Source organism: Microbulbifer maximicatervae (SeqCode), from assembly GCF_052468155.1.
In genome coordinates this window covers 818,076-844,276 of record NZ_CP174335.1, presented here as the reverse complement: position 1 = coordinate 844,276, position 26,201 = coordinate 818,076, and the positions used below count along the sequence as shown (strand labels likewise).

The following is a 26,201-nucleotide window of genomic DNA, read 5'->3' as shown; positions in this document are numbered from 1 at the left end:
AATGCTGTTAGGGGGGAGGGTTGAAGGGCTAATGACTAGCAGATGTCAGTCAATCAATTTTTGATCTCTATGAGGAGCTAGCAAAGACTGGAGGCTATATGAAATCGAATTGTTTGCACCTTGCGATTCCGGCAGGGGACCTGGAAACCGCCAAGAAATTCTATTGCGATGTCTTAGGCTGCAAGACCGGCAACAGTGAAGAAGGTCGCTGGGTAGATATCGACTTTTGGGGTAACGAACTCACTCTGCACCAGAGTGAGGAGAAGCTCCCCAATGTTCGTCACAAGGTGGATATGGGAGAAGTGGCTGTTCCTCATTTTGGCATTCACCTGCCGGAAGATGAGTTTCAGGCATTGAAAGGCCGTATCGAAGCTGCCGAGTTGAAATACCTGGACAAGCCCTACCGTCGCTTTGTCGGCAATGAATACGAACAGGAAACCTTTTTTATCGAAGATCCAAATGGCAACGTCCTGGAAATGAAAACGATGGTTAATCCTGAACTGATGTTCAAGTAATCATCTGTGCCCTGCAGATAATTGAATCTGTGGGGCTGAGTTTCTCCCGCTATTCCCTGTCCTCGCTTATTCTTGCTAAGAATGAGATGCCTTAATCTGGGGTTGAGTTCTGATTGCCTGAATAATACCTCCGATAACTATCAGTAAGCTGCCGGCATAAGTATTCCAGGTTGGGAGTGTGCTATAAACAAACCAATCCAATATGCCGGAGAAAATCAGGCTTGTATATAAATAGGGAGATAAGCTGGCAGGTCTGTTTACCCGACGATAGGCTTTAGTGCGCAAGGATTGATTGCTGATTGTCGCCAGGCTAAAAGCAATAATCACAATCACAAAACTTACCGAGTCCGATAGAGATACCGCGACTTTCGTAAGCTCCCCAAGATTTCCTTCAATCAATAAAATGGCAAGCATATAGAGGCTGGATAGGCCGAACATCTTGGTGGTTGAAGATATCGTATTTTGCTTCTTTGAAGAGTGGTGCATTACAAACTGTGAACAAGCTCCAAAGAAGCCCGATAGCAGGCCCACAATCATATAGCTATCAAAGCCAGCAGTTGGCTTCAATATAAAAGCAACGCCGAGAAAGCTGATTAAACAGGCCGCTAATGTCTTCTTTTTTATCGGATCCTTTTTGGCAAACCGGGTAATAAAAGGGAGAAATAAACCTGACGTTGAAAATAGAAGGGCGGCGACAAGTAGAGAGCCTTTGGACAAATAATAAAACAGGCAATACTGAGCGAGACAAGTGAATAACGCCCTTGCACCATCAATCCTGTCTATTCGATGAGTCACAGGGTTTTCATCGAAAACAACGAGGCAAATCCAGGTTAGGATTAAAAATGGGGCAAAGAAACGAATAAAGACCACCAAGGATAAGGAGCTAAAGGTAGTTAGTTCTTTACCAAATAGCCCGGTTAGCGACATACAGCTGGCCGCCAGAATTGCGGTAATGACACTGAGGGCAAATTCTCTATTGGAAATGCGGGTACTCATGGTTTACTAGCACCCTCACTAGCAATAATCTCATCGACTGTTTTTACACTGGCTATCTTCGTGAGGAAGTCCAGGCTATTCTGTTTATTGTTTTCCGTGTCAGACTCACAGGCATCTGAGGCAATGAGTACTGAAAAGTCTCTATCGTGAGCTTCCCTGGCTGTCAGTTCGACTGTATTTTGTGTTGATACCCCACAGAGAATAATCCTTTCTATATTGTTGCTAGCAATAAGTACTGGGAGTTCGGTCCCATAGAAGCCACTGACACGCCTCTTATAAATAGATATATCGCTATCAGTGATATTGAGATCATCAACAAAAGCAGTGCCCCAGCTTTTCTGACGGAGGGCGCCTATATCTTTGATATAGCTGAAGAGGGGAGAGTTAGAGGAAGATTCCCTGTAGTCGGTGGAAAAAGCGACCCTGATATGGCAAATAAGATGACGTCGTGCTCTTCCCCACGTAAGGAGTTTATTGCTGTTTTCAATAACTCTATTCTTATAGACTCTTGGGGCCGCTGCTGATATTTGTCCCTTTGGATGACAAATATCGTTGATAAAATCGAGGGTAATGATTGCAGTCTTCATGACCAGGGTCTATTGAGGCGAGTATTGGTTTAGTTTAGTAATGATTAAGGAAGCCTTCGATAAAGAATTTTATGATCTATATAGAGTTTATGATTTCTTTGTCATAAATTGCTTTGCCCTTTTTTTTATTGCTGCCACTTCACTCTTCTCAAGCTTATCCAAAAGGCTGAACATCATTGTCATTCTATGATTGCCCTCTAGCATTTTTCTTTTTTCAATTAAGAAATTCCAGTAGAGGCTGTTAAATGGGCAGGCCTTCTCTCCAGTTCGTTGTTTGACGTCATAAATACAGTCGCTGCAATAGTTGCTCATTTTGTTGATATAGGAGCCACTACTAATATAGGGCTTTGTTGCAACCAATCCACCATCGGCGAACTGGCTCATTCCCCGCGTGTTAGGCATTTCAACCCACTGAATAGCATCTATGTAAATACCGAGATACCAACTTTCCACCTGGTCAGGGTCAGTTTGTGTTAATAGCGCAAAGTTACCGGTAATCATAAGCCGTTGGATATGGTGAGCATAGGCATTTTCCAAGCTATTCCTGATGGTGTTATGAAGGCAGTTCATGGACGTTTTGGCATCCCAGAAAAAATCTGGCAAATTATTTTTATTCTTCAACTTATTCTGATGCTCATAACTGGGCATAGACATCCAGTAGACACCGCGCATATATTCTCGCCAGCCCAATATTTGGCGTACAAAACCTTCAATCTGGTTAAGTCCTATTGAAATTTTTCCATCTTCCCAAGATTTTATCGCTGTATCGATAGCCTCTTTTGGAGATATGAGTTTACTATTTAGGGAGAAGCTAATTCGGCTGTGATAAAGAAAGGCTTCATCTGGATCCATTGCGTCCTGAAACTCGCCAAAATGAGCAAGTAGATGTTTACAAAAATGACGAAGTAGTTTTATAGATTCCTCCCTGCTGGTTGGCCATATAAAATTCTCTGGATCAATCTCTCCAATACTCTTAACTCCAGACTTTTTTATACGGGATAAAGTTGAAGTGACATTACTTGTTATTTTTCCCTGCTTGGGTTTGCCCAGCTTTCCATTCCATTTTTTTCTATTGCTTTGGTCGAAATTCCACTTTCCCCCTTCAGGTTTTCCATTGTTCATCAGAATGTCATGCTTCTTCCGCATATAGTGGTAGAAGCTTTCCATAAGTAGAGATTTTTTCCCCTGGAAGAAGTTTGCCAGCTCTTTTCGGGTGGTTAAAAAGTGTTCAGTGTCGTAGGCTTGAAATTCTATTGATAGTCTCTTTTCTAGTTGTAGCAGCTGCTGATCTAGTCGGTACTCATCGGGAAGTTGGTACTCAAATTTTTCAATTTTGTGCTTTCTAATAATATCTTCGATATTTTTTGTAAGGTTTTGTTTGTTGTTTTTATCGTCTATTCGATAGTAAATAACATTGCAGCCCCTATTTTTAAGCCACTCTGAGAAAATCTGCATAGCTTCAAAAAAGGCAACGATTTTTTGGATGTGGTGAACAACGTAATCGGTCTCTTGGCGCATTTCAGCCATAAAGTAGATTTTTTCCTCCTGGTTACCTCTAAACCAGGAGTGTTTTTGGTTCAATTGATCCCCTAATAGCAAGCGCAGCGTTTTCACATCTCACTTCCTTTATTTAGGTCTTAATATGCCTATAGATAGATCCTTCTATTCACTCCCACATTTTCTACAAAAGTAGAGTCATGGGAGATCAATAAAAATGTTCCGGGGTATTCTACTAGCGCAGTTTCCAGCGCTATACGCGACTCCAGATCCAAGTGATTGTCTGGTTCGTCCAGTAGTAGCAGGTCTGGAGCCTCAGTGCCACGAGTAGCGGCAAGTAAAGCAACCTTTAGTCGCTCCCCTCCACTTAAAGTATTGGTAGAGCGAAGTGCAGAATCACCTCGAATATTCATTGTGGCTAGGGCTGTGCGCCAGAAGTTGGTATCTTTATCAGGGTGCAGGCGGGATAAAGTTTCCAAGGCAGATAGATTTCCATTTAGTTGACTTAGGTTCTGATCCAGATAAAAACAGCTGCCAAAAGTTTTACACAAACCGCTGCGAGGTTTAACTCGACCAGCAATGATCTTTAGTAGCGTTGTCTTTCCGCTACCATTGGCGCCACAAATATGCCAGCGATCGCCACTGTGCATGGTGAGTGATATGGGATCACTCTGAATACCGTAGGGCAGTTTGAGATCCTCAACATGCAGACGAATACCACCCGTTAGCCCTGTTTTGCTAAGTTGCATATTTGGGAGCTTATGACTCTTATAGTCCTTTTGGCAACTTTCTAAATCTAGCTTTAACTTATGGTGCTGACGATCCAGGTTTCTAGTCAGCTTGCCTAAACTTTGCCCTGCACGATCTTTTTTCGCATCTAGTAGCGATTTACATTGGGAACCTTTTAATTTCTTACCCTGGTTTTTTCTGGTTGTAGTTTTTTCAGCAGAACTTTGCTTAAGTTTGTTTAGGCTTTTTATATTCTTTTTGGTATTTTCAATTTTCTTTTCTACAGACTGTCTCTGTATCTCTTTTTCTTTCTTGTAGTGTGAATAGTTACCACCATATGTGCGTAGTTTTCCTGAAACTAGTTCCACTATCGTGTCAGCTTGTTGGAGTAAGCTTCGATCATGACTGACCATTAGAATTCCGGCAGAATGGTTTCTAATTTTCTGCTGTAACCATTTTCTACCGTCTGAATCTAGGTGATTACTAGGCTCATCCAGTAGCAGGTAGTGTTTTTTATGAGAGAAGGCATTGATTAGAGCCAGTCGGACTCTTTCACCGCCGCTAAGATTGCCGATAGGAGTGTCTAACGTGAGATTTATTCCGGCGCTGTATAAATGCTGTTGCCAAATTGTAGGTAGTTCCCATGAATCTGAGACACGTATCAGATCTTCCTCACTCTGATTGCCAGATTCAATACGTGAAAAACAGTCATAGAGGCCCGTAGGGTCGAATATATCTACAATTCTCTTGTTGGAATTGCTGCTCACTTGATCCACTTTAAGGTAGTCCGTGTACCAAGTAATACTTCCCTGTTCAGGCTTTAGTTTCCCAATCAAAGCCTCTAAAAAAGCCGATTTTCCACTGCCATTATTTCCCACTAAGCCAGTAAATCCCGGAGGGAAGTCAAGATGGATCCCCTTAAATAGAGATTTCTCAGGGACGTTTAAGTAAAAATTTTTTATAGAACAAATGCTCTGCATGTCACCCTCCGGTAGTCGGAATGGGTGGCGCAATACCATGATCTTGAGAGAAAGTTGTAGAGAATGGAGTACGCCACTTGCACGGGAATTGATGGCCTCTTAAGAAACCGGTTTATCTCCAGTGTGTGCAAGGCTTAATTCATTGGCGTAGATAGCTCCAAAAAGAAAAGTTGTTAAGTGTTAGCTTAATAAAGTTTCAAAAAGACTTCAAGTCCCAACCTATAAGCACTCATTTGGTACTCTCAACTCTTAAAATAAAGTGGTATAAGAGTATTATTGATATTACATTGAGATGATGCATTTTTACGACTTGATTTAGAACAATAATTGTTTAAAAGCGGGGGTTACTATGGTATTTGAAGGTTTTATAGCAATTTGTCTATTGATCGTAAGTACTATGCTTTTTTCTTTTATCGAAAATCACAGCGGGAACGATTTTTAAGAGACTATCAATTCCATCCGTCTCTCAAACAAAGAGTGAAGAAAAAATACCCTCATCTCAGCAACAAGCAGCTGGGTATGGTACTTGATGGGTTGAGGGAATATTTTATTATCTGTCAAACGGCTGGTAGACAAATGGTCGCTATGCCATCTCAAGTGCTTGATGTCGCTTGGCATGAATTTATATTAAGCACACAGATGTATCGCAATTTTTGTAATAAAGCTTTTGGACACTTTCTGCACCACACACCCAATGAAGTTATGCCAGATAAGGATACAGCTAGTGAGGGGATTAAGAGGGTGTGGCGAATTGCTTGTGCTCGAAGTGGTATAAGTCCATCCAAGCCAAAGTCGTTACCTCTGGTTTTCTCAATTGATAAAAAGTTGGGGATTAAAGATGGATTTCATTATTCGCTAAACTGTCGATCGAGAAATAGTCCCGCTGCGGATCACTGTGCCAGTCATATTGGTTGTGCCGCGAGCTGTCAAGGCGGAACTTCCGGCAGTGTCTTCTCTGGTATTTGGGGTGGCGGCTCCTCTTCAGATTCTGGAAGCAATTGTGGTGGGGGCTGTGGCGGGGGTGGCAGCTAGAGGCAGCTATCACTGCTCTAGCAATCCTGTTCAACGTGATTAATGAGTGACACCCTGAACTTCGCAAAGCTCTTCAATTTCTTCAGCGCTAAAGCCGAGCTCACCCAGCACAGCGTGATTGTGCTCTCCCAGAGCTGCCCCTCGGTTAAATAAGTGGGGCTTTTGGCCGTTAAATCTAAAGGGTGTGTTGATCTGTTTAATATCTCCATTCACAGAACAGATCATCTCTCTGGATTGGATAAGATCGCTATCAGCAGCTTCTTTAAAATTAAGTACGGGTTCAATACACGCATCAATATCCTGAAATATATCAATCCATTCTTTCTGGCTTTTTGTGGCAATAATTTCTGCAATATCTTTCTTAAGTGTTTCTTGTTGTCCGTCTTGGACAATGCGAGTCAGCCACTCCTTTCGGCCTATTTTTGTTAAAAATTGCTCAGCAAATTGTGGCTCTAAACTTCCCACAGAAAGATAGCGGTTATCTGCCGTGCGATAGTAATCATAATAACTTCCACCGTTTAGCAGCTCGGATTCCAGCTTGGGATCGGTATTTAAAGCCAGTGCATTGGCCCCACTAATTGCGTTTAACGCGAAACTACAGTCCGTCATACTGATATCGATATAACTGCCTTCACCGGTTCTCTGACGATGATATACCGCAGCCAGTATCGACATAACCGCATGGTGTGAACCGCCGGCGATGTCTGCTATCTGTGTGCCGCTCAGGCAGGGGCCATGGTCACGGTTGCCGGAATAGCTGGCCAGGCCAGATAGTGCGAGATAATTGATATCGTGCCCGGCACGTTGCTTTAATGGTCCAGTCTGTCCATATCCGGTAATCGAACAGTAAATAATGTCTGCGCGCTGTTGGCTTAAGCTTTGGTGGCCAAGGCCCAGCCTATCCATCACTCCCGGGCGGAATTGCTCGATCACAATATCGTATTGCTGAAGCAATCGGTGAATCACCACTTGCGCCTTTGGATTTTTAAGATCGATCGCCAGGGAGCGTTTGTTGCGGTTAATGGTTGCGTGGGCGGCGGATAGGGAAGCCGTGTCATCGACTAAAGGCGGAAAGCCCCGTAGTAAATCTGGGCGTGTGGGAGACTCGATTCTTAGTACTTCGGCGCCCAAGTCCGCCAATAGCATAGTGGCATAGGGACCGGGAAGTAGGGTAGAAAAGTCGAGTACTTTAAGCCCCTCAAGAGGGGCGCAATGATTCTTCGTTTGCTGTTTCACTTTTTATTTCATTATTTTAATTGAGAACAGGAATTTCAATCTAGCACTTTAATTTAGTCATCGCGCAGGAGGTCCCGGGAAATAATTAATTTCATAATTTCATTGGTTCCGGCATAAATACGTGCTACACGAGCATCGGCCCAAGACCGGGCGATGGGGTATTCCCACATATAGCCATAGCCGCCATGTAACTGAACACATTCATCCAAAAGTTTGCATTGGAAATCTGTACTCAATAACTTGGCTTTCGCTGCAGTTGCAACGTCGAGTTCCTTTTTATAGTGAAGCTCCAAGCAGCGATCGATAAATACCCGAAGAGCGGTTAACTCACTGTCCAGTTCAGCCAGTTTGAATTGTGTATTTTGGAAGGCAGAGATGGGTTTGCCGAAAGCCTTGCGATCCCGTACATAATCAATCGTCCATTGCAAGGCTGCTTCTGCATTAGCTATTGCATAAATTGCCACACTTAAACGCTCTTGAGGCAATTCCTGCATTAAATAAATAAATCCCTGTCCCTCTCCACCGAGAAGGTTTTCCGCAGGGACTTTGACATCATCAAAGAACAACTCTGAAGTATCCTGGGCCTTCATGCCTATTTTTTCTAGATTACTGCCTCTCTTGAATCCAGGGCTATCTGCTTCCACAAGCAGCAAACTGACCCCAGAGGCCCCCTCGTGAGGGTCGGTTTTGGCCACGACAATAACCAGGTCTGCCTGCTGTCCATTGGTAATAAAAATCTTGGAACCATTGAGCAGATAGTGATCCCCTTTGCGCACAGCTGTGGTTCTCACGCCTTGTAGATCCGATCCGGCACCAGGTTCGGACATGGCGATAGCGGTAATCATCTCACCACTAATGCATTTGGGAAGGTACTTTTTCTTCTGTTCTTCCGTGCCGTAATTAATAATGTAGGGCACTGCAATATTAGAGTGCAGGCCCCAGCCAATACCGGAAAGTCCCGCTCGGGCCACCTCCTCATCAATAATGGAGTTGTAGCCATAGTCCAGCCCCAAGCCACCATACTTTTCGTCAACTTGCGGACACAGAAAGCCCATTTCTCCAGCTTTATTCCACAGTTTACGATCTATCTGACCATCTTTTTCCCACTGATGGTGGTAGGGTACAGCTTCATTTTCTAAAAATTTACGTAAAGTTTCTCGAAACTGTTCGTGATCTTCGTTGTAAACAGTTCTTGGTACCATCCTTACACCACCGCATTTTATTACTGAAAAATTGAACCAGTGTTTTGATTGGCGATGTAAACAGCAAGACTTTAAAAGCCTGTTTACATCGCTCAAACCCCTGGGTTAAGGGTTGTCCGCCAGAGCTTTTCCTGACTCTGCCAGATCCAGCAAAATTGCTGGCGGGGCAAATCGATCTCCATAGGCATCAGCCAGTTGCTGGGCGCGTTGGGTAAACGCTTTCAGGCCAAACTGGCTGATGTATTGCAATGCACCACCGGTCCAGGGTGGGAAGCCGATACCGAAGATAGAGCCAATATTGGCATCGCGTACGCTGCGTAGCACATCCTCTTGATAACAGCGAAGTGTCTCCAGAGCCATAATAAACAGCAGCCGTTCCTTCACATCTTCTATCGGCAGTGCCTCTTTGGCGGGGAACTCCTTCTCAAGGCCACTCCATAAGTGCTTTTTCCCGCCCTCAGGGTAAGTATAGAAGCCGCCACCTGCGGCCTTACCAGCGCGACCAACTTCAAGCATTCGGTCGATCACTCCGTCGGCGGGATGCGTGGGGGCGGGTTTACCCTCTTTTTGCAGGTCATTGATGGTCTGCTGGCGTATCCGGCTCATCAGCGTTAGAGAGACCTCGTCACTAACAGCTAGAGGGCCGACTGGGAAGCCAGCTAGGGCTGCGGCATTTTCAATGGTGGCGGGATTAACCCCTTCGCTAAGCATGCCGATACCTTCATTGGTAAAGCAGCCGAATACCCTTGAGGTGAAGAAGCCACGGCTGTCGTTAACAACGATAGGAGTCTTGCCAATCTGCAATACAAAGGCGAAGGCTTGGGCGAGAGTCTCATCACTGGTTTGCTCCCCACAGATAATTTCCACCAGTGGCATCTTGTCGGCAGGGGAGAAGAAATGTAGGCCGATAAATTGCTGGGGACGGTCGGAAGCTTGAGCGAGCCCAGTGATCGGCAGTGTCGAAGTATTGGAAGCAAATACTGCATTTTTCGGCAGCTGTGCTTCGGCTTCCTGGGTAACTTTACGCTTGAGTTCCCGGTCTTCGAAAACTGCTTCTATCACCAACTCACAATCAGCCAGGTCGGTATTGCTGTCTGTGGGCGTGATACGGGAGAGGATCTGATTGACCTTGTCCTCGGTAATGCGACCCCGCTGTAAGCGTTTTTGCAGGGATTTCTCTGCATATTGTTTGCCGGCTAAGGCACCTTCCATGGATACATCTTTTAATACGACATCAACACCTTTACTGGCACAGGCGTAGGCAATGGCTGAGCCCATCATGCCGGCGCCGAGTATGCCAATTTTTTGCATGGGCGACGTTTTATGATCGCGGGCGGCGGCGGGCAGCGATGCTCCGGCTTTGACTTCGTTGAGTGCAAACCAGAAAGTACCAATCATGTTTTTGGCAACCTGCCCGCAAGCGAGGCCTACAAAGTGTCGGGACTCAATTCGCGTAGCAGTTTCGAAGTCGACCCTTGACCCTTCGACGACGGTTGCCATTATCGACTCTGGGGCCGGCAGACATCCCTTGGTTTTTTTCTCCAGCATTGCTGGGGCGATCATCAGTAACTGCGCATTTTTAGGGTTCGTTGCGTCCCCTCCCGGCATCCGGTAATCCGGTTGATCCCAAGGCTGAGCAACAGGTTGCTCACTATTCTCTCGAATATAAGAGACAGCCTTCTCTAGTAATTCACTTTCACTGGTAACGAGCTGATGTATCAGACCGGCTTTGAGAGCCTGTTGCGGCCTCACCTGTTTTCCTTCAAGTAGGTAGGGTAGAGACTCCTGGATACCTAAAAGGCGGGGCATACGTACACAGCCGCCACCACCAGGTAGTAAGCCTAATGTGACTTCAGGCAATCCCAGTTTTATTGCGGTGCTATCGATAACAATGCGCTGATGGCAGCTGAGGGCAATTTCCCAGCCACCGCCCAAAGCTGTGCCATTAATCGCAGCAACGACGGGTTTACCCTGGGTTTCCAGCCAGCGCAGGTTGGCTTTCATTGATTCGCAGGATTCGAAGAAAGGTTTAGCTTCTTCAATTTTTGCTGCAAATAAAGATTTGAGGTCGCCGCCGGCAAAAAAGGTATTTTTTGTGGAGCGAACAATAATTCCAGAAAATTCTTGCTGCTTAAGTTGCTCAACCGCTGCGCTCAGCGACTCGGTAAAATCCCGATCCATCACATTGGCTGAGGCATTGGGGTTGTCCATAATCAGGTGGACAATATTGTGATCGTCTTTTTCCAGGCGAATGGATTTCATAGTCTGCCCCCTAAACTCTTTCGATAATGGTTGCTACACCCATACCGCCGCCCACACATAGTGTGACCAGGCCGTAGCGAAGTTGCCGTTGTTCCAGCTCATCCAATACTGTGCCGATCAGCATTGCACCGGTCGCGCCGAGGGGGTGGCCCATAGCGATTGAGCCGCCGTTAACGTTGAGTTTTTGTGGGTCCACGTCCAACTCGTGTTGGAAACGCATCACCACTGCCGCGAAGGCTTCATTCACCTCAAAGAGGTCAATATCCTGCACCGTCAGGCCTGCGGCCTTTAGGGCTTTGCGAGTGGCGGGCGCGGGGCCTGTGAGCATGATAGTGGGCTCAGTGCCCACTACCGCAGCGGAGACAATACGGGCGCGGGGGCTGAGCCCCAGATCCCGCCCGGCCTGTTCACTGCCGATCAGCAGGGCGGCTGCGCCATCGACGATTCCTGAGGAATTTCCCGCAGTGTGAACATGGTTGATTGATTCGACCTGTGGGTAACGGGATATGGCAATGCTGTCGAAGCACAGGTCACCCATCCCGGCAAAGGACGACTTGAGTTGTGCCAGGGCCTCTATGGACGCATCTGGGCGCACCAGCTGGTCGTGATCGAGAATGGTCAGGCCATTTTGGTCGCGTACGGGAATCACAGATTTTTCGAAAGCACCGCGCTTCCAGGCGGCTGCCGCCTTGTGCTGAGAGTCCAGCGCAAAGTTATCCACATCCTCGCGGGAAAATCCGCCGAGTGTAGCGATCAAGTCCGCGCCAATGCCCTGGGGTGCAAATCCAGTATCTATTGCTGTACGTGGGTCCATCGCCCAGGCGCCGCCATCGCTGCCCATGGGCACCCGCGACATGGACTCTACACCTCCGGCCACTACCAGATGCTCCCACCCGGAGCGAACTTTGGTAGCGGCGAGATTGACCGCTTCGGCACCGGAGGCACAGAAGCGATTCAGAGTTACGCCACCGATATCCCAGTCCCAATTGGCAGCTAAAGCTGCCACTTTTGCGATATCGGCACCCTGATCTCCGATCGGTGTAACACAGCCCATAACGATATCGTCCACTTTGGCAGTGTCGAATCTATTGCGGGTCTGTAATTCTTTCAGGAGATCTGAAAGCAGGGTGATAGGTTTGACTTCGTGAAGGGCACCGCTGGATTTGCCTCTGCCCCGCGGGGTGCGGATAGCATCGTAGATGTAGGCTTCGGTTGGCACGGTTTTAGCCTCTTTTTATTTTATGGTTTCGCTTATTACCATAGTGCGGTGCAGCTTGGGTTCAATGATAAAAATTGCCACGGAAGATGACTCAGCTTCCAGGTACTACCGAAAAATTCCTAGTCAAATATCTTTTTATTTATTCCAAATTAACCTAACCATGTGGAGGTACTGCCGTACACTCAAGTAAGGCGCCTAAATCTATTGAAATTTTGGCACGGTAAATTGGCACTTAAATTATCTTTGCGACTGGAGGAATTCCATGTCAGGCAGGGTTATGGGTGATTCAGGGCAGCTGAGAAAAATTTGAATGGGTAACACATGGGTGACCCCGGACAAATAAATGTACTTTGACGGTCCCCGAGGTGGTGAGCGAGGTTTGGCTATGGCGGATAATGTTTTGGATATGGCTACCGGCCAATTGGGCTCCGGGGGTATTGATGCGCTGACAAAGGCTTTGAATTTGCCGGCAGGGCAAGGTGAAGCTGCACTCTGTTCAGGCGTTGCTTACATACTGGCTGGTATGTTGAACAGGGCCAGTAGTAAAACAGGAATGGGTTATTTATTTAATTTAATTTCTGAAAGTGAAGCGCTGGATTTGTCTAAATTCGCCACCGCTATCTCCTCACCAGAAAAGTTGAAGTCAATTACAGATATCGGTGAGAAAATGCTGGAAAAAATTTTCAGCAGTCGTAAAAAAGAGGTCCTGGAAGTTGCAGCGAATAATCTGGGTAAAGAGGGCGGAGATCTATTGAGTGTATCCGCACCGATAGTTACTTCGTTGATGCAAAGCCAGGCCAAAGCTCAAAAAATGGATGTTTCCGACTTGGCTTCATTCCTGATTGGGCAGCGGGAGCATTTACAGGGGTATATACCGGATAACCTTCTTCAAGCAATCGACGTTCCAGATTTTGGAAGGTTGGGAGACGCTCTGGTTACCCATGGCCACGCCAAACCCCAGGAGCCTCGGGCTACAGCAATTCAAGGGCCCGAAGAAAAACGTAAACCGGTTAGTTTCAGTAGCTGGTTTTTTCCTTTGCTGTTGGTACTTGTGGTTCTCTACGCATTGAATATGTGTATGTTGAAAGGGAAAAAGGAAAATTCAGTAAGCAATCCTTCCATGACCTCCCAGGAAGCGAGCTTTATGGAGTCCGCTTCACAGCCGGTAGGGGATTCCCCCCTTGAAAAAGCGGAAGAGGAAGCGCAGCTGGGTCCCGATAACTTTTCCAGTAATTTGCGTGATTATCTCAAGAGCTTTTCAGACAATCCCGACCGGGAATTCCCCATGCGGGTGAACTTTGAAAAGGGAACCGCAAAAATCACTAACCCTGCAGCTGAGGATATCGATGCTCTGGCAAAAATCATGCAAGACAACCCCAACTTAACCATTGCGATTGAAGGGCATGTTAAAGGTGAGGGCAATGAAATTGCAGAGCAGGAAATTTCCCAAGAACGCGCGGATGTAGTGAAAGAACTTCTATTGAAGAAGGGGATAGCGGCAAATCGTATCACTGCAACAGGAATGGGCTCGGCTAAGCTTGTCCCGGAAGACATGTCAGAGAAGAGGGACCAAAAAGCCCTTAATGTTGAGCGAGTTAGTATCCGGGTAGTGACAAACTCTCAGGAGTAGCCGGGATACGGGAATCCCTTTGAAGGATATTTTCCAAGGTAGATTTCATTTATAAAAAATCCCGGTCTTTTGACCGGGATTTTTAGTGTCGCCTTAACTACGGAATTTATCCCTGTAAGCTCCGGGGGCTAGCCCCGTCCACTTTTTAAATGCGCGATTAAAAGCGCTGGGTTCGGAAAAGCCCAGGCGCTCGGCAATTTCAGCTACAGCAGTTTCCTGCTGCTTCAACTGGTAAACCGCCATATCCCGCCGAACAGAGTCTTTAATATCCTGCCAGCTGTTGCCCTCCTCTTTGAGGCGGCGGCGCAGCGTCTGTGGAGATGTGTATAAACGTGCGGCGACATCATCCAGTGACAGATTTTCGATACTGTTTTGCTGTTGCAGCATACGGCGAATACGACCGGTGAAACTGTGGTCGGATTTGTATTGGGTCAACAGGCACTCGGGGGCGCGGGACAGGAAGTCTGCCAGCTGTTGCTCATCGCGTACCAGGGGCATTTGCAAATAGCGAGTGTTAAATACCAGGCAGGTTTCACCTTGGTTAAAGTAGTGCCTGCAAGGGAACATATCGCTGTAGTCTTCGTTGTAGTCGGGCGGGGGAAACGCCAAAAGAACGCGCTCTAATAAAATGGTACGGTCGATCAGCCAGCTAAAAAAGCGCAACCAGATTACCGCGATAGATTCGACGAAAATTTGGTTGGGCAATTTTTTTTCATTGGTGTGGTGAATGATCAGTCGAGCTTCTTCACCGTCCTCGACCAGCTTGATGTGCAAGTCGTCACTCACCATGCTGATAAAGCGGCTAGAGCGAAGCAGAGCTCGGCGCAGGTTGGGACAGGTGATACAAGCGTGCCCCATCATGGCAAAAGTGCCCGGCAGCCAAGGGCGCGCCAGGAATCCTCCTGACTCATCGTTCAGAAAATCCCACTCAAGGCGTAACAAGTTGGCCATCTGCTCCCGGCCAACGCGGCTATCGGGATCATCTAGCTGGGCGGGGGCGATTCCGCTATCGATGAGTAGTTGTTGGCAATCCAGTCCGGTCGCTTGTGCACCAACCAGATGGGCCTTTACCGCAGCGGCGGGAATACCTAGCCCCGCTTCGCGGAGTTTGGGGTTTTCATTGTCCACTCTTTCAGCCTCACAATTATTTTCTGTCTGCTGCTGTATTACGGTATGGATTATGCGCAAACAGAGAGAGAAAGTCAGGCTTCTGCTTAATTTATATGCAACTGCCTGTGCTTTTATTAGTGGTGACAGTTTCGAACTTGATGGGCTTATGGAATAAAAGTTGTCTATTTCTGTCTTTTAATGTGTATTTTTTGCGTTAACGACTGAAAATCCCAGTGTTGCTCTCAACAATTTTCTATGCTTGTTCCTCTGTGGACTGACAGTTCTTTTAAAGTTTGATAGCGATAGTGAATCACTATTTCCTCGACCTGTAAGTCATATTCGTCAACAATAGGAAAAATTCCGTTAGTGAAGGACTGGTCAAATGTCACCGACGTCTGTTGCAAGTCTGTTAAACCCGACCATCTGCCGGCGAATGTTGATTGCTTACCTGATCGAGCATATTCCGCGTCCCAATAATCCTACTTTGGAGGAGGCAACTGGATGGCCTCGCCGTACGGTGCAGGACATTATTGCGAAAGGATTGCCGGGGCATGGCACAGTTGTAGAGTTCATTCAGGAGGGCGTGCGCCACAATGACGGCTACTACCTGCTGCGTGATTGGGGGTCTTTTGACAAGAATTGGGTGAAAACCAATTTGCCGATTATTTGCCAAGTGTTAGATGTAAAGCTGGATTTGAGTGACGCAATGAGCTGATCAGAGCGCCACTCACAAAGTTGGATTACTGCTGTGGCGCATGGCTTTGCTGAAGAATTTTGTTCACTTTCTCCAGTAGGGCGGGATTCGATTTAATGCTGTTGGCAATTTCCTGGTATTTGGTTTTGGAAAGGCCGGCTTTTTCAATTGCGGCGATCATTTTTCCCTGTGCTTCTTTGTTAATCGCTTCCGCTTCCTTGATATCGGCAGCAGCTTTCAGTTTGGGAGCGTATTCTCGACTCAGCATCACGATAGAGCGATAGGCGTTGGCAAATTGCTTTAGCTGCGGTTCGCTAAACGAAGCTTTGGGGGCGGTTGTTTGGCTGGTAGCAGGTTGTGCGAAGGTCATCGGCACGCTGAGTGATATTGCCAATACAGCCAGGTATTTCAAAAAGAGCTTCATCGGGCACTCCAAAAAGTATAAGGACGCTTTTGCTTCTCAGAGGGAGCACCCAGCGTCACGTTGGGGCTGTAAATTTATGCTTGTGGCGGAGCTTTAGTGACCTGTACCAAGTCTAAAGCGAGTAGCTATTAGTCTTCAGCGTAGTCAGTTTCTGGCGCCTTGTAGCGCCTTTTTCCGCCAGCAAGGAGAATTTTTCCTGGAGTGGTTGTGAGGTCATAAAATTTAGCGAGCGGCTGTCGCCGCTCATAATGCAGGAAAACTGCACCGGATTTAAACCGAGGTGGGCCTTGCGACTAACGGTCGTTGTGATCAGCTAGAAAATCCAGAGAAATTTCTTGCGTTTTTTCAGCGACTGTTCGCAGCTATTGAGTTGTTGCTGATATTTTTGCGCCCTGGCAGATACCTTGTGGGATACATTCTTTAGCCAGGCTTTATTCTGGAAAGTGCGCCGATTAAAACCACCGTGCCCCTCGTGGTAGGCGAGGTAAAGGCTGTAGGTGTCATTGGCGCGTATCTGGCACTGGCGTGCACTGGTGTTGTTATACCAGCCGATAAAATCGATGGCGTCGCCAAAATCATCCCGATCGGCACCGTAGTTAAAGGAAGACCTTTGGTAGTGGCGCCAAGTGGTCCCCAGAGCCTGGGGATAACCGTAGGCATCGGAAGGCCTCGGGCCGGGGATAAAGCCCAGGATCTTGGTGCGCGGGGGCTTGGCATCATGCACAAAACGGGATTCCTGGTGCATGATTGCCATCATCACTGCAATTGGAGAGCCCCATTTTTCCTCCGCGTCTTTTGCTTCGCCGTACCACTTCTTTTTTTCCTGGAAAATAGAGCAGACGTTGTCGAGATTACTTGGAGGTGCGGTTGCACAGCCGCTGCTCAGTGCAACAGCACTGAGCAAAACCAGCAGTCCGCATTTTTTATTTTTTTTGTGCATAACTATTTACGACATGTTTAAACGGTAATGGTCTTCACTCCGGCACTGGTGCCAAGCAGTAAAATATCGGCGGAGCGCTTGGCAAAGATACCGTTGGTCACCACACCGGTAATGTTATTGATGGTTTCTTCAAGGACAGTGGGGTGTTCGATACGCAGATTGTATACATCGAGAATGGCATTGCCATTATCTGTGATCACACCTTGACGATAAACCGGATCACCGCCCAGTTTAACCAGCTCCCGGGCAACCAGCGAGCGTGCCATGGGGATAACTTCAACCGGTAGGGGAAACTCTCCCAGGACTTTTACCCACTTGCTCTCATCGGCAATGCAGATAAATTCTTCAGAGCAGGCCGCCACGATTTTTTCTCTAGTCAATGCAGCACCACCACCTTTGATCATTTCAAGGGCCGGATTCACTTCATCGGCACCATCCACATAGAACTGGATGCCGTCGACGGCATTAAGCTCATAAACGGGAATGCCGTGGGATTTGAGTCGCTGTGCGGAGGCTTCAGAACTGGCCACAGTACCGTCAAAGGTACCTTTGATCTCCGCCAGGTAATCGATAAAGAAGTTAGCGGTGGAACCGGTACCTACGCCGACAATGGAATTGTCCTCCAGGCGCGGGGCGATATAGTCGATAGCGGCGCGAGCTGTCGCCTGTTTCAATTCATCCTGGGTCATACTCTGGATAGTTTCCTTTGCAATTATTTCGCCTTAATTTGTATCTGACGATAAAAAAAAGCGCGTCTGGTTGTTTTTTGTGGCAAATATGCTTCTCAAGGCTTAGACTGTCATGCCGGTGCTGCGCTTCACACAGGGCCTTTGTAACCCTGCTATTAGTCTACGCTGAGTCGCGCACAGTAATTAACCGCTACGGCCGTCAAACACGTCATGCCCAAGTCCTATATCAAGCGCATTTTAGACGCACGTATTTACGATGTCGCTACCGAGACGCCATTGGAGCAAATGCGCCAACTCTCCCATCGCTTTAACAACCGGATTCTGTTGAAGCGCGAAGATCTGCAGCCGGTGTTTTCCTTCAAGATTCGAGGGGCATACAACAAGCTCCTGCAGTTGCCCGCCGAGGAGCGGGCCCGGGGAGTGATTGCTGCATCGGCGGGCAACCATGCCCAGGGGCTTGCCCTGAGCGCTGCCCAAATGGGAGTGCGCGCCACTATAGTGATGCCCAAAACCACCCCGCAAATTAAGGTGAGCGCTGTGCGCATGCGCGGTGCCGAAGTCGTGCTACATGGAGATACCTTTGATGAGGCGGCGGCGAGGGCTCGAGAGCTGGTTGAAGAGCGGGGGCTGGTATTTATCCACCCCTACGATGACCCCGATGTAATCGCCGGCCAGGGCACCGTGGCTATGGAGATGCTGCGACAGCACTCGGGTAACCTGGACGCGGTGTTTATTCCGGTCGGAGGGGGTGGTTTAGCTGCGGGTATGGCCGCCTATATCAAATATGTTCGTCCGGAAACCAAAGTCTACGGTGTAGAGCCGCAGGATGCTGCCTGTCTGGAGGCCGCGCTGAAAGCCGGCGAGCGCGCTCGGCTAGCGGAGGTGGGGTTGTTTGCCGATGGTGTTGCCGTTGCACAAATCGGTGAGGAGACCTTCCGGGTTCTGCGCGAAACCGTGGATGGGGTTATCACTGTTAGTACCGATGAAATCTGTGCGGCTATTAAGGATATATTCGAGGATACACGATCTATCGCTGAGCCGGCCGGGGCCGTCGGTTTGGCGGGGCTGAAGAAATATCTGGAGCAAAACGACAACCGCAATGGCACCTTCGCCACAGTGTGCAGTGGAGCCAATATTAATTTTGATCGCCTGCGCTACATTAGCGAGCGCACTGAGATCGGTGAAAAGCGCGAGGCGGTCCTCGCGGTAAAAATTGCTGAGCAACCGGGAAGTTACCTGCAGTTCTGCCGGGATTTAGGGGACCGCTCAATCACTGAGTTTAACTATCGTTTTGCCAGCGATAACGAAGCGCATATCTTTGTGGGTCTGCAGGTGGTATCTGAGGAAGACCGCAGCCAATTGGTCAGTCAGCTTGAGTCCAAAGATTATCAGGTTACCGATCTTACCGATAACGAAATGGCGAAACTGCATATTCGCCATTTAGTGGGAGGTAGAGTGCCGGGCTTGCCCGACGAAGTCATTTACCGCTTTGAATTTCCCGAGCGCCCGGGCGCCTTGCGCAAGTTCCTCGAGCATCTCGCCGGGCGTTGGAATATAACGCTGTTTCACTATCGCAATCACGGGGCAGCTTATGGGCGTGTCCTTGTGGGATTGCAGGTGGAGCCGGCAGCGAGGGACGAACTAAAGACACTATTACACCAGCTTCAATTTCGTTTTTGGGATGAAACGCAGAATCCGGCTTATCGGTTATTTTTGGGCGCTTAAACCATCGCTTCCCGATACCTGAGAAAGACGTCTCATTTATCGAAACGTGTATAGACTGCAAATCCTGTTTTGTCGAACTTGCTTGTCTAATTTTGAGACAAAAAACTCATAAAATATCCAATAAACGGTTACTATTACGCCGCTTCTTGAGTATTGTCTATTCGCGTGGAACTTTTGCTGTGGCTCTGGTCATAAGCGGGGCGAAACGCATATAAAAACAAAATTATCGTACAGGATGGTCCCAATGAAAGCCGATGCGCTGACAATCGCTGTGGTTGTCTTTGTCGCGGGCGTTCTGTTGAGTACCAGTGGTTTATCTGAGGTATTTTCTTCCGAAGCTGAACCGCCGGCTGCTCTGCAACAGGGAGTGGTTACCCGTTAGGCTGATGCCGGGGGGGCGCTCTGCCCACGAGCAAACACAAAAAAAGCCGGACACTGAGGTGTCCGGCTTTTTTTGTGTTCCACTACCCACTTTTTAGCGGCAGCGGTAAATCCTTTGCTCTGTAACCACCATATCCAGTGGAATATCCCAATTGTCTATGGGCAGGTTATCCACACATTGTAGATGGTGCGCCGCGCCGATAAGTTGTGGTCCAGTGCCTGGTAATAACTGTTTGCGCTCAAAAGTCCGATCGTAGAAACCGGCCCCCATACCCAAGCGCGCTCCGCTGGGGTCGAAGGCGACCAGAGGAACCAAAACAAGATCCAGGAGCTTGGGAGCGCGGTAAGCTGTGCGTACAGGCTCCGGAATGCGATAGCGATTGCGAAAAGCCAGGGGCTCGCCTTGCCAACGCCTGAACCGGAGGTGGGGGTGTGGTTCTGCCGGTAGCTGTGGCAAATAAAAATGTTTTTGTGGAAAACGTTGCAGCAGATAGCGGACATCCAGCTCGCCATCAGTCGGCCAATAGATACCGACATGCACTGCTCGATTCATTTGTGGGATACGGCTCAGGAGAGTGATGGCTGCACGGCCATGCAAACGCTGTTGATAGGCGCTGAGTTCCCGTCGCCCCGCGCGCATACGGCGGCGCAGTTGCGTTTTGGTTTCAGTCATTGTGGGAAGAGAAGAGCGTGAAGAAATAGGGTACCCCGAGTGTGCGGCTGTAGACGGAGCCTTGAACCGTAAGGTTCAAGGTGGTGGGATCCGGAGTACATAAGGCTTTCCGCTACAAGGCGGACTTGCTCACCAGCACCCGCTGGAAACCACCGGGGTAAGATTATCGGCTCAAGGACATAGTCTGCTGGCCAACACCCCAGGGTATGAATCAATTATAACTTGTAGAGCGGGGGGCTGTTAACCAGAAATTTAAATGAAGTGACCGGTAGCAGAAAGTGGCTTCTTGTCACCTTACTCCTGAAGTTTTTCTTCCGAGTCTATTTCGCCCAGTGCACTTTGCACCTTATCAGTAAGCCGCTCCAACATTTCCTCTTGCAGGGGAATGGAGCTGAGCTCAGCTTTCGCCTGGATAAGCTCGTGGGCAATATTAAGCGCTGCCATTACGGCGATACGCTCTAAGCCGATGACAGTACCTGTTGCGCGGATGCGGGACATGCGTTCGTGTAGCAGGTGTGCCGAAGCCTGTAGTCCGGCACGCTCGCTTTCCGCGCAGGCGACACGGTACTCTTTATCGAGAATAGAAACAGTTACAGTTTCGGAGGGTGATGCGGTTTCAGACATCAGGTATCTTGCGTTAGCCCCTTAAGACGGTTAATCATAGCTTCTACCCGCGAGCGGGCGGCCTCGTTATTTTTTATCAGGCGCTGGCGTTCACGCAGCCAGTCGGCTTCCTGCCGGCGTAATTCACGATTGTCATCCGCCAATTGTTGACAGCGGGCAATGAGTGAATCCACGGTGCTTTCTAGCGCTTGCAGCTTATCCATATTTCCTGCATTTGAGGTCGACGTCTGAGTTCGCAACACGACAGACTGCGAGGGATTCCGCTACTATATTGCCGGCGTATTGGTGGGTCAATCGCTGCACCTGCGCGGACAATCACAAAATTGTCTCTTAATGCCTCAAATTCCCGGTTTGGCACCAGTGTGACGGCCGGATTGAAAAGCCTAATTTACAAAAAGCTGTACGGTAACCATGACTTCTGAAGCTAGCCGATTTGAACTCCTCGCCAACGCCATTCTCTCAGCTGGGGGGCAGGCTGACCCCAGTGAATTGCACGGTTTTATCTGTGGCATTTTGGCGGCGGGCGAGCGACCGGACAAACAGCGTTGGCAGAATGAGCTGGCCGGATTGCTCGATGTGGAGGCGGTGCCGGCAGATCTCAATCGGGATTTTTTCCAGCTGACTGAGGAAAGTCACAAGCAGCTCGACGGCTCTAACTTCGATTTTCAGTTGGTGTTGTGCGATGACGAAGATGTTGTCTCCCGCGCTCTGGCGCTGGGTCATTGGTGCGATGGGTTCCTGCACGGCTTTGGTGTCGGCGGGGCCCGGGAAAAATTGATGCCCACCAGTGATGAAGCTTTAAAAGATATTAGTGCCATCGCCCAATTGGATGCCGAGCATGTTGAAGAGGGTGAGGAGACTGAGCTGCAACTGGTGGAACTGCAGGAATACGTGCGCGTAGCCGTACTCAATATATTTACTGAGGTAAAGGGTAAGGACTCCAATAGCGAGCCCACCATTCACTGATGTCTAAGACCCCGAAAACCACAGCGGGAATCAGTCGATCTGAGTACGCCCGCCGACGCAACCGCCTGATGGCAGAATTGCCCGCAGGTAGTTTGGCAATCGTGTCATCTGCTGGGGAGCAACTGCGTTCCCGGGATACTTATTTTCCGTTTCGCCAGGACAGTGATTTTTTGTATCTCACTGGGTTTGATGAACCGGAAGCGCTGCTGGTTTTGGTGCCGGGACGAACACAGGGAGAAACCTTGTTGTTCTGTCGCGAGCGCGATGCGGAAAAAGAAAAGTGGGATGGCCCGCGCCTGGGGCCGGAGCGCGCGATGCAGCAGTGCGGCTTGAACGATGCATTTCCCATCGGTGATCTCGATGATATTTTGCCGGGGCTGCTAGAAGGGCGCGAGCTGCTCTATTTCCCCATGGGCCGCTACGCCCATTTGGATAAGCGAATCCGCAATTACCTGGAGCGGATTACCGCAGCGCCGGATACCGGGGGGGCACCGGAAATGGTCGACCTCGATTACCAGTTGCGGGAAATGCGACTGATTAAGTCGGCCCAGGAAATTCGCTTAATGGAGCAGGCGGCCAAAATCAGTGCCGAGGCACACAGCCGGGCTATGACCCGATGCCAGCCGGGCCTTTACGAATACCAGCTGGAGGCTGCCCTCCTGCATACCTTTGTCGACTCCGGAGCCCGGGAAACAGCCTACCCCACTATCGTTGGGGGTGGTGGCAATGCGTTGGTGATGCATTATTGCAGTAACAATGCCCAGTTGCGCGATGGGGACTTGGTGCTGGTGGATGCGGGGTGTGAGTACCGTGGTTATGTGGCCGATATTACTCGCACCTACCCGGTTAATGGTTCATTTAGCGGACCGCAGCGCGCACTTTATGAGATCGTTTTGGCGGCACAGCAAGCGGCGATTGGACAGGTTTCAGTGGGCAATCACTGGGATCATCCCCACGCTGCCAGTGTTGAGATAATCACTCAGGGGTTGGTCGATTTAGGACTGTTGCGAGGCGACACCCAGGGGTTGATAGAGTCTGGCGCTTATCGGCAGTTTTATATGCACCGGGTTGGCCATTGGCTGGGCATGGATGTGCACGATGTGGGTGATTATCGCATTCATGGAGCTTGGCGCCAGCTGGAAGCCGGAATGGTAATGACGGTCGAACCCGGAATTTATGTCCCGGAGGACGATGAGAGTATTCCCGCAGAATTTCGCGGGATCGGGATTCGAATTGAAGATGATGTCGCACTTACCAATAGAGGGCCTCAGATCCTCTCAGCAGCGGCTCCAAAAGCGATTGAAGATATTGAATACACCATGCTTCACGGGCGGGACTTACTGACCCGTTAGAAGTGATTGTTGGATTGTTCGGCCAATAATATTTCAATGCCGAATAATCAAAGGGGGAATTGGGATGGGTGAGTCGGCGCGTAAAGTAGATGTGGCCATTGTCGGTGGCGGTATGGCGGGAGCCAGCCTGGCATTGATGTTGTCACATTTTTGTCCTCAACTCAGTGTGGCGCTCCTGGAGCAGAGAGCACTGCCGGATGCCGCTGCCAGTATTCAGTTGCCGAGTTTCGACACGCGAGCCACAGCCATTGCCGCAGGCAGCTTGCAGTTGTTTGCGGAGCTTGGACTCTGGCCTGCTCTGCAAGCCTATAGCGCCCCGATTGATCGTATTCATGTGAGTGACCGGGGGCATGCATTTGGCGCCTCCCTCTCGACCCGTGAGGGACAGGGAGTCAACTTTGAGGGCATTCTGGGCACAGTGATAGAAAATGCAGCGCTGGGCCCGATTCTCCACAGTGCACTGACTAGCACTTCCACCCAATTATTAGCGCCGGCGCAGGTTACTGACATTACCATGACCTCTGCGGGCGCAAACCTGTTGTGGCGATCCGAGGATAATTCCCCCGATCAGGCGCTGTCCTGCGGATTGGTGGTCGTTGCCGATGGGGTGAACTCTCCCCTTTGCCGCCAGCTGGGAATAGAAATCAGCTCGGTTAAGTACTCTCAGAGAGCGCTGGTCGCTACGGTCGCTCTGCAACAGCCTCACCAAGGTGTGGCTTACGAGCGCTTCACCCGAATGGGGCCCATGGCACTTTTACCGCTGCCAGATAGAGAAGGGCAGCACCGCGCGGCACTAGTGTGGGCTTGCGAGGAAGCAGAGGCTGAGCGTGTCGGTGTAATGCCTGAGGCTGAACGCCTGAAAAAACTCCAGCAGGTATTTGGCTGGCGTGCCGGACGTTTTATTAAGGTTGGAGCCGTTCAGGGGTATCCACTGAGTTTATCGATCGCCCAGGAACAGTGGCGCCGGAATGTGGTGTTGATGGGCAATTGCGCCCACTTTCTGCACCCAGTAGCAGGGCAGGGTTTTAACCTGACTCTGCGGGACTGTTATGGATTGGCGCAAGCCCTGTCGACAGTGACGTCGGATACATTGCCAGGGCGGCTCGATTTCCTGCAGGAATACGGAGAGATGCGCCAGCTGGACCAGCAATTGACGATTGGATTCAGTGACCGTATTCCCACACTGTTTTCCTCTTCCGGTTGGCTGCAACAGGGAATTCGTCAGTTGGGAATGCTCGGCCTTACAATGGTCCCGCCGCTGCGCCGGGAATTTGTCAGTCAAGCGGCGGGATTTGGGCTTTAAAAGGTGCAGGGTCGGGGACGGCTACTGCCACTTCAGCGGAATTGGCTTTTATGAACAGACATCGTTTGGATTTTGCCATTGTGGGTGCGGGCATGGTGGGCATGGCCCAGGCAGCGCTGCTGGCAGTTCGGCACCCGGGCATGCGTCTGGCCTTGCTGGAGGCGTCCCCGGAAACAACGCCGCAATTGTCACCGCAGTATGAACCCCGCGTGGTGGCCCTGACACAGGCCTCCCGCGAGCTGCTCGAAGAGGTGGGAGCCTGGGATGATATTGCCAGCCGCCGCGCCTGCCCCTATGTGGAAATGCGGGTTTGGGATGCAGATGGAACCGGCTCAGTAAGCTTTAACAGCCGCGATGTGCAGCTGCCGAATCTCGGTCATATCGTCGAGAATAATGTCATTGTCGCCGCGTTAAGAGCACGGCTGGAAACCCTACCCAACGTGGAGTTGGTCAATGGTTTTCGCCTGGAGAGCTGGTGGCGCGACTGCGGACTCTGGCATTTACAGCCCCGCGGTGAAGATCGCTTAAATGAAGAGGATGGCCTCCGTGAGCAACCTGAGATAGTGCGCACCCGCCTGTTAATCGGTGCCGATGGCGCCCGCTCTAAAGTGCGGGACTTACTGCATATCCGCTCCCAGGATACCGATTACCATCAAACTGCGTTGGTGTGTGTCGCGCGCAGTGAGAAATCTCACCGTCACACCGCTTGGCAGCGCTTTTTACAAACGGGTCCACTGGCATTTTTACCTCTCGCGGGGTTGGGGGATGACAATCACTGTGCCGTGGTTTGGTCTGCGGATGAAGCGTTGGCGCAGGAGCTATTGATGCTGGATGACCAGGCCTTTGCCCTGAACCTGGAAAAAGCCTTTGAGAGCCGCTTGGGCAAAGTGGAATCCGTCAGTGAGCGCTTTTCCTTCCCCCTGCGCGCGCGCCATGCGGAACGCTATCGCGGTCCTGGTGCTGTATTGGTGGGAGACGCCGCCCACAGTATCCACCCCCTCGCGGGCCAGGGTGTAAATCTTGGGCTGCAGGATGTACGGGTGCTGGCAGATGAAATTGACCGCGCTATGGCACGCGGCCTGGAGCCCTCTCACTCTTCAGTGTTGGCCCGCTACGAACGCCGCCGTCGCGGCGACAACGCCGCCACTATGAAAGCGATGAGCGCCTTTAAGTCTTTGTTCGGTGCTGGCGATGTGCACTGGCGCTGGCTGCGTAACACTGGGTTGAGCATGGTAGATGCAAGCCCCATGTTGAAGAAGCGGATTATTATGCGGGCTATGGCGGTTTAAATTTGCTATTCCCGCAAAAATGGATCGGGAGAAAGTGCTCAGTGGGGGTGTCAGAGAAGTTGCTGGTGTTTACCTATCTACTAAGTGGCTTTTCCCTGAGGCAGAGGGGAATTAAAAGCCTTGCTGTCGGTAAAAAAGGTTAATTT

At 49.5% G+C, this 26,201-nt stretch carries 25 protein-coding genes and 1 other RNA gene; 10 read left to right on the top strand and 16 right to left on the bottom strand.

Going from position 1 to position 26,201, the window contains the following annotated elements:
- Nucleotides 1-98: 98 nt before the first annotated feature.
- Nucleotides 99-515: a VOC family protein gene (locus ACJJIY_RS03485; protein ID WP_445359113.1), complete on the top strand. Its 417-nt coding sequence runs from the start codon at nt 99-101 to the stop codon at nt 513-515.
- Between the two features lie 75 nt (nt 516-590).
- On the opposite strand, the gene ACJJIY_RS03480 is transcribed toward ACJJIY_RS03485, so the two are convergent.
- The 4 genes from ACJJIY_RS03480 to ACJJIY_RS03465 all read right to left on the bottom strand — a co-directional run bounded on the left by ACJJIY_RS03480 (nt 591) and on the right by ACJJIY_RS03465 (nt 5,304).
- Entirely contained in the window at nt 591-1,511 is a 921-nt protein-coding gene (locus ACJJIY_RS03480) for a DMT family transporter (protein WP_445359112.1), read from the bottom strand.
- The gene (locus ACJJIY_RS03475) at nt 1,508-2,098 is read right to left on the bottom strand and encodes a cysteine hydrolase family protein (RefSeq protein WP_445359111.1); all 591 of its coding nucleotides are present in this window, start codon (nt 2,096-2,098) and stop codon (nt 1,508-1,510) included. Before ACJJIY_RS03475 ends, ACJJIY_RS03480 begins: the two co-directional genes overlap by 4 nt.
- 87 nt (nt 2,099-2,185) lie before the next feature.
- Nucleotides 2,186-3,712 carry a cryptochrome/photolyase family protein gene (locus tag ACJJIY_RS03470; RefSeq protein WP_445359110.1) on the bottom strand — a complete coding sequence of 509 codons (1,527 nt, stop codon included), beginning with the start codon at nt 3,710-3,712 and terminating at the stop codon, nt 2,186-2,188.
- Between the two features lie 32 nt (nt 3,713-3,744).
- Nucleotides 3,745-5,304, bottom strand: coding sequence for an ATP-binding cassette domain-containing protein (locus ACJJIY_RS03465; RefSeq protein WP_445359109.1), 1,560 nt, complete (start codon nt 5,302-5,304; stop codon nt 3,745-3,747).
- A gap of 375 nt (nt 5,305-5,679) precedes the next feature.
- On the opposite strand from ACJJIY_RS03465, the gene ACJJIY_RS03460 reads away from it, so the two are divergent.
- A complete protein-coding gene (locus ACJJIY_RS03460; RefSeq protein WP_445359108.1) occupies nt 5,680-6,336 on the top strand; it encodes a glycine-rich domain-containing protein in 657 nt (218 codons plus the stop codon).
- Nucleotides 6,337-6,375: 39 nt separating this feature from the next.
- Here the strand turns inward: ACJJIY_RS03460 and ACJJIY_RS03455 are convergent, their stop codons facing one another.
- The 4 genes from ACJJIY_RS03455 to ACJJIY_RS03440 form a co-directional block, all read right to left on the bottom strand.
- Entirely contained in the window at nt 6,376-7,572 is a 1,197-nt protein-coding gene (locus ACJJIY_RS03455; RefSeq protein ID WP_445359107.1) for a CaiB/BaiF CoA transferase family protein, read from the bottom strand.
- A gap of 53 nt (nt 7,573-7,625) precedes the next feature.
- Nucleotides 7,626-8,774: an acyl-CoA dehydrogenase family protein gene (locus ACJJIY_RS03450; protein WP_445359106.1), complete on the bottom strand. Its 1,149-nt coding sequence runs from the start codon at nt 8,772-8,774 to the stop codon at nt 7,626-7,628.
- A gap of 105 nt (nt 8,775-8,879) precedes the next feature.
- Nucleotides 8,880-11,036, bottom strand: coding sequence for a 3-hydroxyacyl-CoA dehydrogenase NAD-binding domain-containing protein (locus ACJJIY_RS03445; RefSeq protein WP_445359105.1), 2,157 nt, complete (start codon nt 11,034-11,036; stop codon nt 8,880-8,882).
- A gap of 10 nt (nt 11,037-11,046) precedes the next feature.
- Entirely contained in the window at nt 11,047-12,255 is a 1,209-nt protein-coding gene (locus tag ACJJIY_RS03440; protein WP_444892236.1) for an acetyl-CoA C-acetyltransferase, read from the bottom strand.
- A gap of 343 nt (nt 12,256-12,598) precedes the next feature.
- Here ACJJIY_RS03440 and ACJJIY_RS03435 point away from each other — a divergent pair, with 343 nt between their 5' ends.
- Complete coding sequence (locus tag ACJJIY_RS03435) at nt 12,599-13,885, top strand: OmpA family protein (protein WP_445359104.1); 1,287 nt, start codon at nt 12,599-12,601, stop codon at nt 13,883-13,885.
- A 93-nt stretch (nt 13,886-13,978) separates the two neighbouring features.
- Here the strand turns inward: ACJJIY_RS03435 and ACJJIY_RS03430 are convergent, their stop codons facing one another.
- The gene (locus ACJJIY_RS03430) at nt 13,979-15,013 is read right to left on the bottom strand and encodes an AraC family transcriptional regulator (RefSeq protein ID WP_282930930.1); all 1,035 of its coding nucleotides are present in this window, start codon (nt 15,011-15,013) and stop codon (nt 13,979-13,981) included.
- A gap of 364 nt (nt 15,014-15,377) precedes the next feature.
- On the opposite strand from ACJJIY_RS03430, the gene ACJJIY_RS03425 reads away from it, so the two are divergent.
- Entirely contained in the window at nt 15,378-15,710 is a 333-nt protein-coding gene (locus ACJJIY_RS03425; RefSeq protein WP_413663608.1) for a helix-turn-helix domain-containing protein, read from the top strand.
- A gap of 25 nt (nt 15,711-15,735) precedes the next feature.
- Here the strand turns inward: ACJJIY_RS03425 and ACJJIY_RS03420 are convergent, their stop codons facing one another.
- The 3 genes from ACJJIY_RS03420 to rpiA all read right to left on the bottom strand — a co-directional run bounded on the left by ACJJIY_RS03420 (nt 15,736) and on the right by rpiA (nt 17,742).
- Nucleotides 15,736-16,113, bottom strand: a complete 378-nt coding sequence (locus ACJJIY_RS03420; protein ID WP_282930932.1) for a DUF4168 domain-containing protein — start codon at nt 16,111-16,113, stop codon at nt 15,736-15,738.
- A gap of 313 nt (nt 16,114-16,426) precedes the next feature.
- Complete coding sequence (locus ACJJIY_RS03415) at nt 16,427-17,053, bottom strand: transglycosylase SLT domain-containing protein (protein ID WP_282930933.1); 627 nt, start codon at nt 17,051-17,053, stop codon at nt 16,427-16,429.
- A gap of 17 nt (nt 17,054-17,070) precedes the next feature.
- Entirely contained in the window at nt 17,071-17,742 is a 672-nt protein-coding gene (rpiA, locus tag ACJJIY_RS03410) for a ribose-5-phosphate isomerase RpiA (protein WP_444892233.1), read from the bottom strand.
- 210 nt (nt 17,743-17,952) lie between these two features.
- On the opposite strand from rpiA, the gene ilvA reads away from it, so the two are divergent.
- Nucleotides 17,953-19,467, top strand: a complete 1,515-nt coding sequence (gene ilvA / locus ACJJIY_RS03405) for a threonine ammonia-lyase, biosynthetic (RefSeq protein ID WP_445359103.1) — start codon at nt 17,953-17,955, stop codon at nt 19,465-19,467.
- Between the two features lie 244 nt (nt 19,468-19,711).
- A complete protein-coding gene (locus ACJJIY_RS03400; RefSeq protein ID WP_192879435.1) occupies nt 19,712-19,849 on the top strand; it encodes a hypothetical protein in 138 nt (45 codons plus the stop codon).
- Nucleotides 19,850-19,942: 93 nt separating this feature from the next.
- Here the strand turns inward: ACJJIY_RS03400 and ACJJIY_RS03395 are convergent, their stop codons facing one another.
- The 4 genes from ACJJIY_RS03395 to ACJJIY_RS03380 form a co-directional block, all read right to left on the bottom strand.
- Nucleotides 19,943-20,521, bottom strand: coding sequence for a 5-formyltetrahydrofolate cyclo-ligase (locus tag ACJJIY_RS03395; RefSeq protein ID WP_445359102.1), 579 nt, complete (start codon nt 20,519-20,521; stop codon nt 19,943-19,945).
- Nucleotides 20,522-20,549: 28 nt separating this feature from the next.
- Nucleotides 20,550-20,730: non-coding RNA, 6S RNA (gene ssrS / locus ACJJIY_RS03390), on the bottom strand.
- Between the two features lie 85 nt (nt 20,731-20,815).
- Nucleotides 20,816-21,145, bottom strand: coding sequence for a cell division protein ZapA (locus tag ACJJIY_RS03385; protein ID WP_413663605.1), 330 nt, complete (start codon nt 21,143-21,145; stop codon nt 20,816-20,818).
- A complete protein-coding gene (locus ACJJIY_RS03380) occupies nt 21,145-21,348 on the bottom strand; it encodes a TIGR02449 family protein (RefSeq protein WP_108734784.1) in 204 nt (67 codons plus the stop codon). Before ACJJIY_RS03380 ends, ACJJIY_RS03385 begins: the two co-directional genes overlap by 1 nt.
- A 208-nt stretch (nt 21,349-21,556) precedes the next feature.
- On the opposite strand from ACJJIY_RS03380, the gene ACJJIY_RS03375 reads away from it, so the two are divergent.
- The 4 genes from ACJJIY_RS03375 (at nt 21,557) to ACJJIY_RS03360 (ending at nt 26,055) form a co-directional block, all read left to right on the top strand.
- Nucleotides 21,557-22,111 carry a UPF0149 family protein gene (locus ACJJIY_RS03375; RefSeq protein WP_413663604.1) on the top strand — a complete coding sequence of 185 codons (555 nt, stop codon included), beginning with the start codon at nt 21,557-21,559 and terminating at the stop codon, nt 22,109-22,111.
- Nucleotides 22,111-23,463, top strand: a complete 1,353-nt coding sequence (locus tag ACJJIY_RS03370; RefSeq protein WP_445359101.1) for an aminopeptidase P N-terminal domain-containing protein — start codon at nt 22,111-22,113, stop codon at nt 23,461-23,463. The genes ACJJIY_RS03375 and ACJJIY_RS03370 overlap by 1 nt, the downstream gene beginning before the upstream one ends.
- 64 nt (nt 23,464-23,527) lie before the next feature.
- Nucleotides 23,528-24,766: an FAD-dependent monooxygenase gene (locus tag ACJJIY_RS03365; protein WP_445359100.1), complete on the top strand. Its 1,239-nt coding sequence runs from the start codon at nt 23,528-23,530 to the stop codon at nt 24,764-24,766.
- Between the two features lie 50 nt (nt 24,767-24,816).
- Nucleotides 24,817-26,055 carry a UbiH/UbiF/VisC/COQ6 family ubiquinone biosynthesis hydroxylase gene (locus ACJJIY_RS03360; protein WP_413663601.1) on the top strand — a complete coding sequence of 413 codons (1,239 nt, stop codon included), beginning with the start codon at nt 24,817-24,819 and terminating at the stop codon, nt 26,053-26,055.
- Nucleotides 26,056-26,201 lie beyond the last annotated feature (146 nt).

What these genes read in the sequence shown, in the direction of transcription:
- ACJJIY_RS03450 (WP_445359106.1), bottom strand. Translation starts at nt 8,774, where the DNA reads ATGGTACCAAGAACTGTTTACAACGAAGATCACGAACAGTTTCGAGAA.
- ACJJIY_RS03415 (WP_282930933.1), bottom strand. Translation starts at nt 17,053, where the DNA reads ATGCACAAAAAAAATAAAAAATGCGGACTGCTGGTTTTGCTCAGTGCT.
- ACJJIY_RS03485 (WP_445359113.1), top strand. Translation starts at nt 99, where the DNA reads ATGAAATCGAATTGTTTGCACCTTGCGATTCCGGCAGGGGACCTGGAA.
- ACJJIY_RS03425 (WP_413663608.1), top strand. Translation starts at nt 15,378, where the DNA reads ATGTCACCGACGTCTGTTGCAAGTCTGTTAAACCCGACCATCTGCCGG.
- rpiA (WP_444892233.1), bottom strand. Translation starts at nt 17,742, where the DNA reads ATGACCCAGGATGAATTGAAACAGGCGACAGCTCGCGCCGCTATCGAC.
- ACJJIY_RS03400 (WP_192879435.1), top strand. Translation starts at nt 19,712, where the DNA reads ATGAAAGCCGATGCGCTGACAATCGCTGTGGTTGTCTTTGTCGCGGGC.
- ACJJIY_RS03445 (WP_445359105.1), bottom strand. Translation starts at nt 11,036, where the DNA reads ATGAAATCCATTCGCCTGGAAAAAGACGATCACAATATTGTCCACCTG.
- ACJJIY_RS03375 (WP_413663604.1), top strand. Translation starts at nt 21,557, where the DNA reads ATGACTTCTGAAGCTAGCCGATTTGAACTCCTCGCCAACGCCATTCTC.
- ACJJIY_RS03385 (WP_413663605.1), bottom strand. Translation starts at nt 21,145, where the DNA reads ATGTCTGAAACCGCATCACCCTCCGAAACTGTAACTGTTTCTATTCTC.
- ACJJIY_RS03365 (WP_445359100.1), top strand. Translation starts at nt 23,528, where the DNA reads ATGGGTGAGTCGGCGCGTAAAGTAGATGTGGCCATTGTCGGTGGCGGT.
- ACJJIY_RS03380 (WP_108734784.1), bottom strand. Translation starts at nt 21,348, where the DNA reads ATGGATAAGCTGCAAGCGCTAGAAAGCACCGTGGATTCACTCATTGCC.
- ACJJIY_RS03465 (WP_445359109.1), bottom strand. Translation starts at nt 5,304, where the DNA reads ATGCAGAGCATTTGTTCTATAAAAAATTTTTACTTAAACGTCCCTGAG.
- ACJJIY_RS03420 (WP_282930932.1), bottom strand. Translation starts at nt 16,113, where the DNA reads ATGAAGCTCTTTTTGAAATACCTGGCTGTATTGGCAATATCACTCAGC.
- ACJJIY_RS03480 (WP_445359112.1), bottom strand. Translation starts at nt 1,511, where the DNA reads ATGAGTACCCGCATTTCCAATAGAGAATTTGCCCTCAGTGTCATTACC.
- ACJJIY_RS03360 (WP_413663601.1), top strand. Translation starts at nt 24,817, where the DNA reads ATGAACAGACATCGTTTGGATTTTGCCATTGTGGGTGCGGGCATGGTG.
- ACJJIY_RS03435 (WP_445359104.1), top strand. Translation starts at nt 12,599, where the DNA reads ATGTACTTTGACGGTCCCCGAGGTGGTGAGCGAGGTTTGGCTATGGCG.
- ACJJIY_RS03475 (WP_445359111.1), bottom strand. Translation starts at nt 2,098, where the DNA reads ATGAAGACTGCAATCATTACCCTCGATTTTATCAACGATATTTGTCAT.
- ACJJIY_RS03395 (WP_445359102.1), bottom strand. Translation starts at nt 20,521, where the DNA reads ATGACTGAAACCAAAACGCAACTGCGCCGCCGTATGCGCGCGGGGCGA.
- ilvA (WP_445359103.1), top strand. Translation starts at nt 17,953, where the DNA reads ATGCCCAAGTCCTATATCAAGCGCATTTTAGACGCACGTATTTACGAT.
- ACJJIY_RS03370 (WP_445359101.1), top strand. Translation starts at nt 22,111, where the DNA reads ATGTCTAAGACCCCGAAAACCACAGCGGGAATCAGTCGATCTGAGTAC.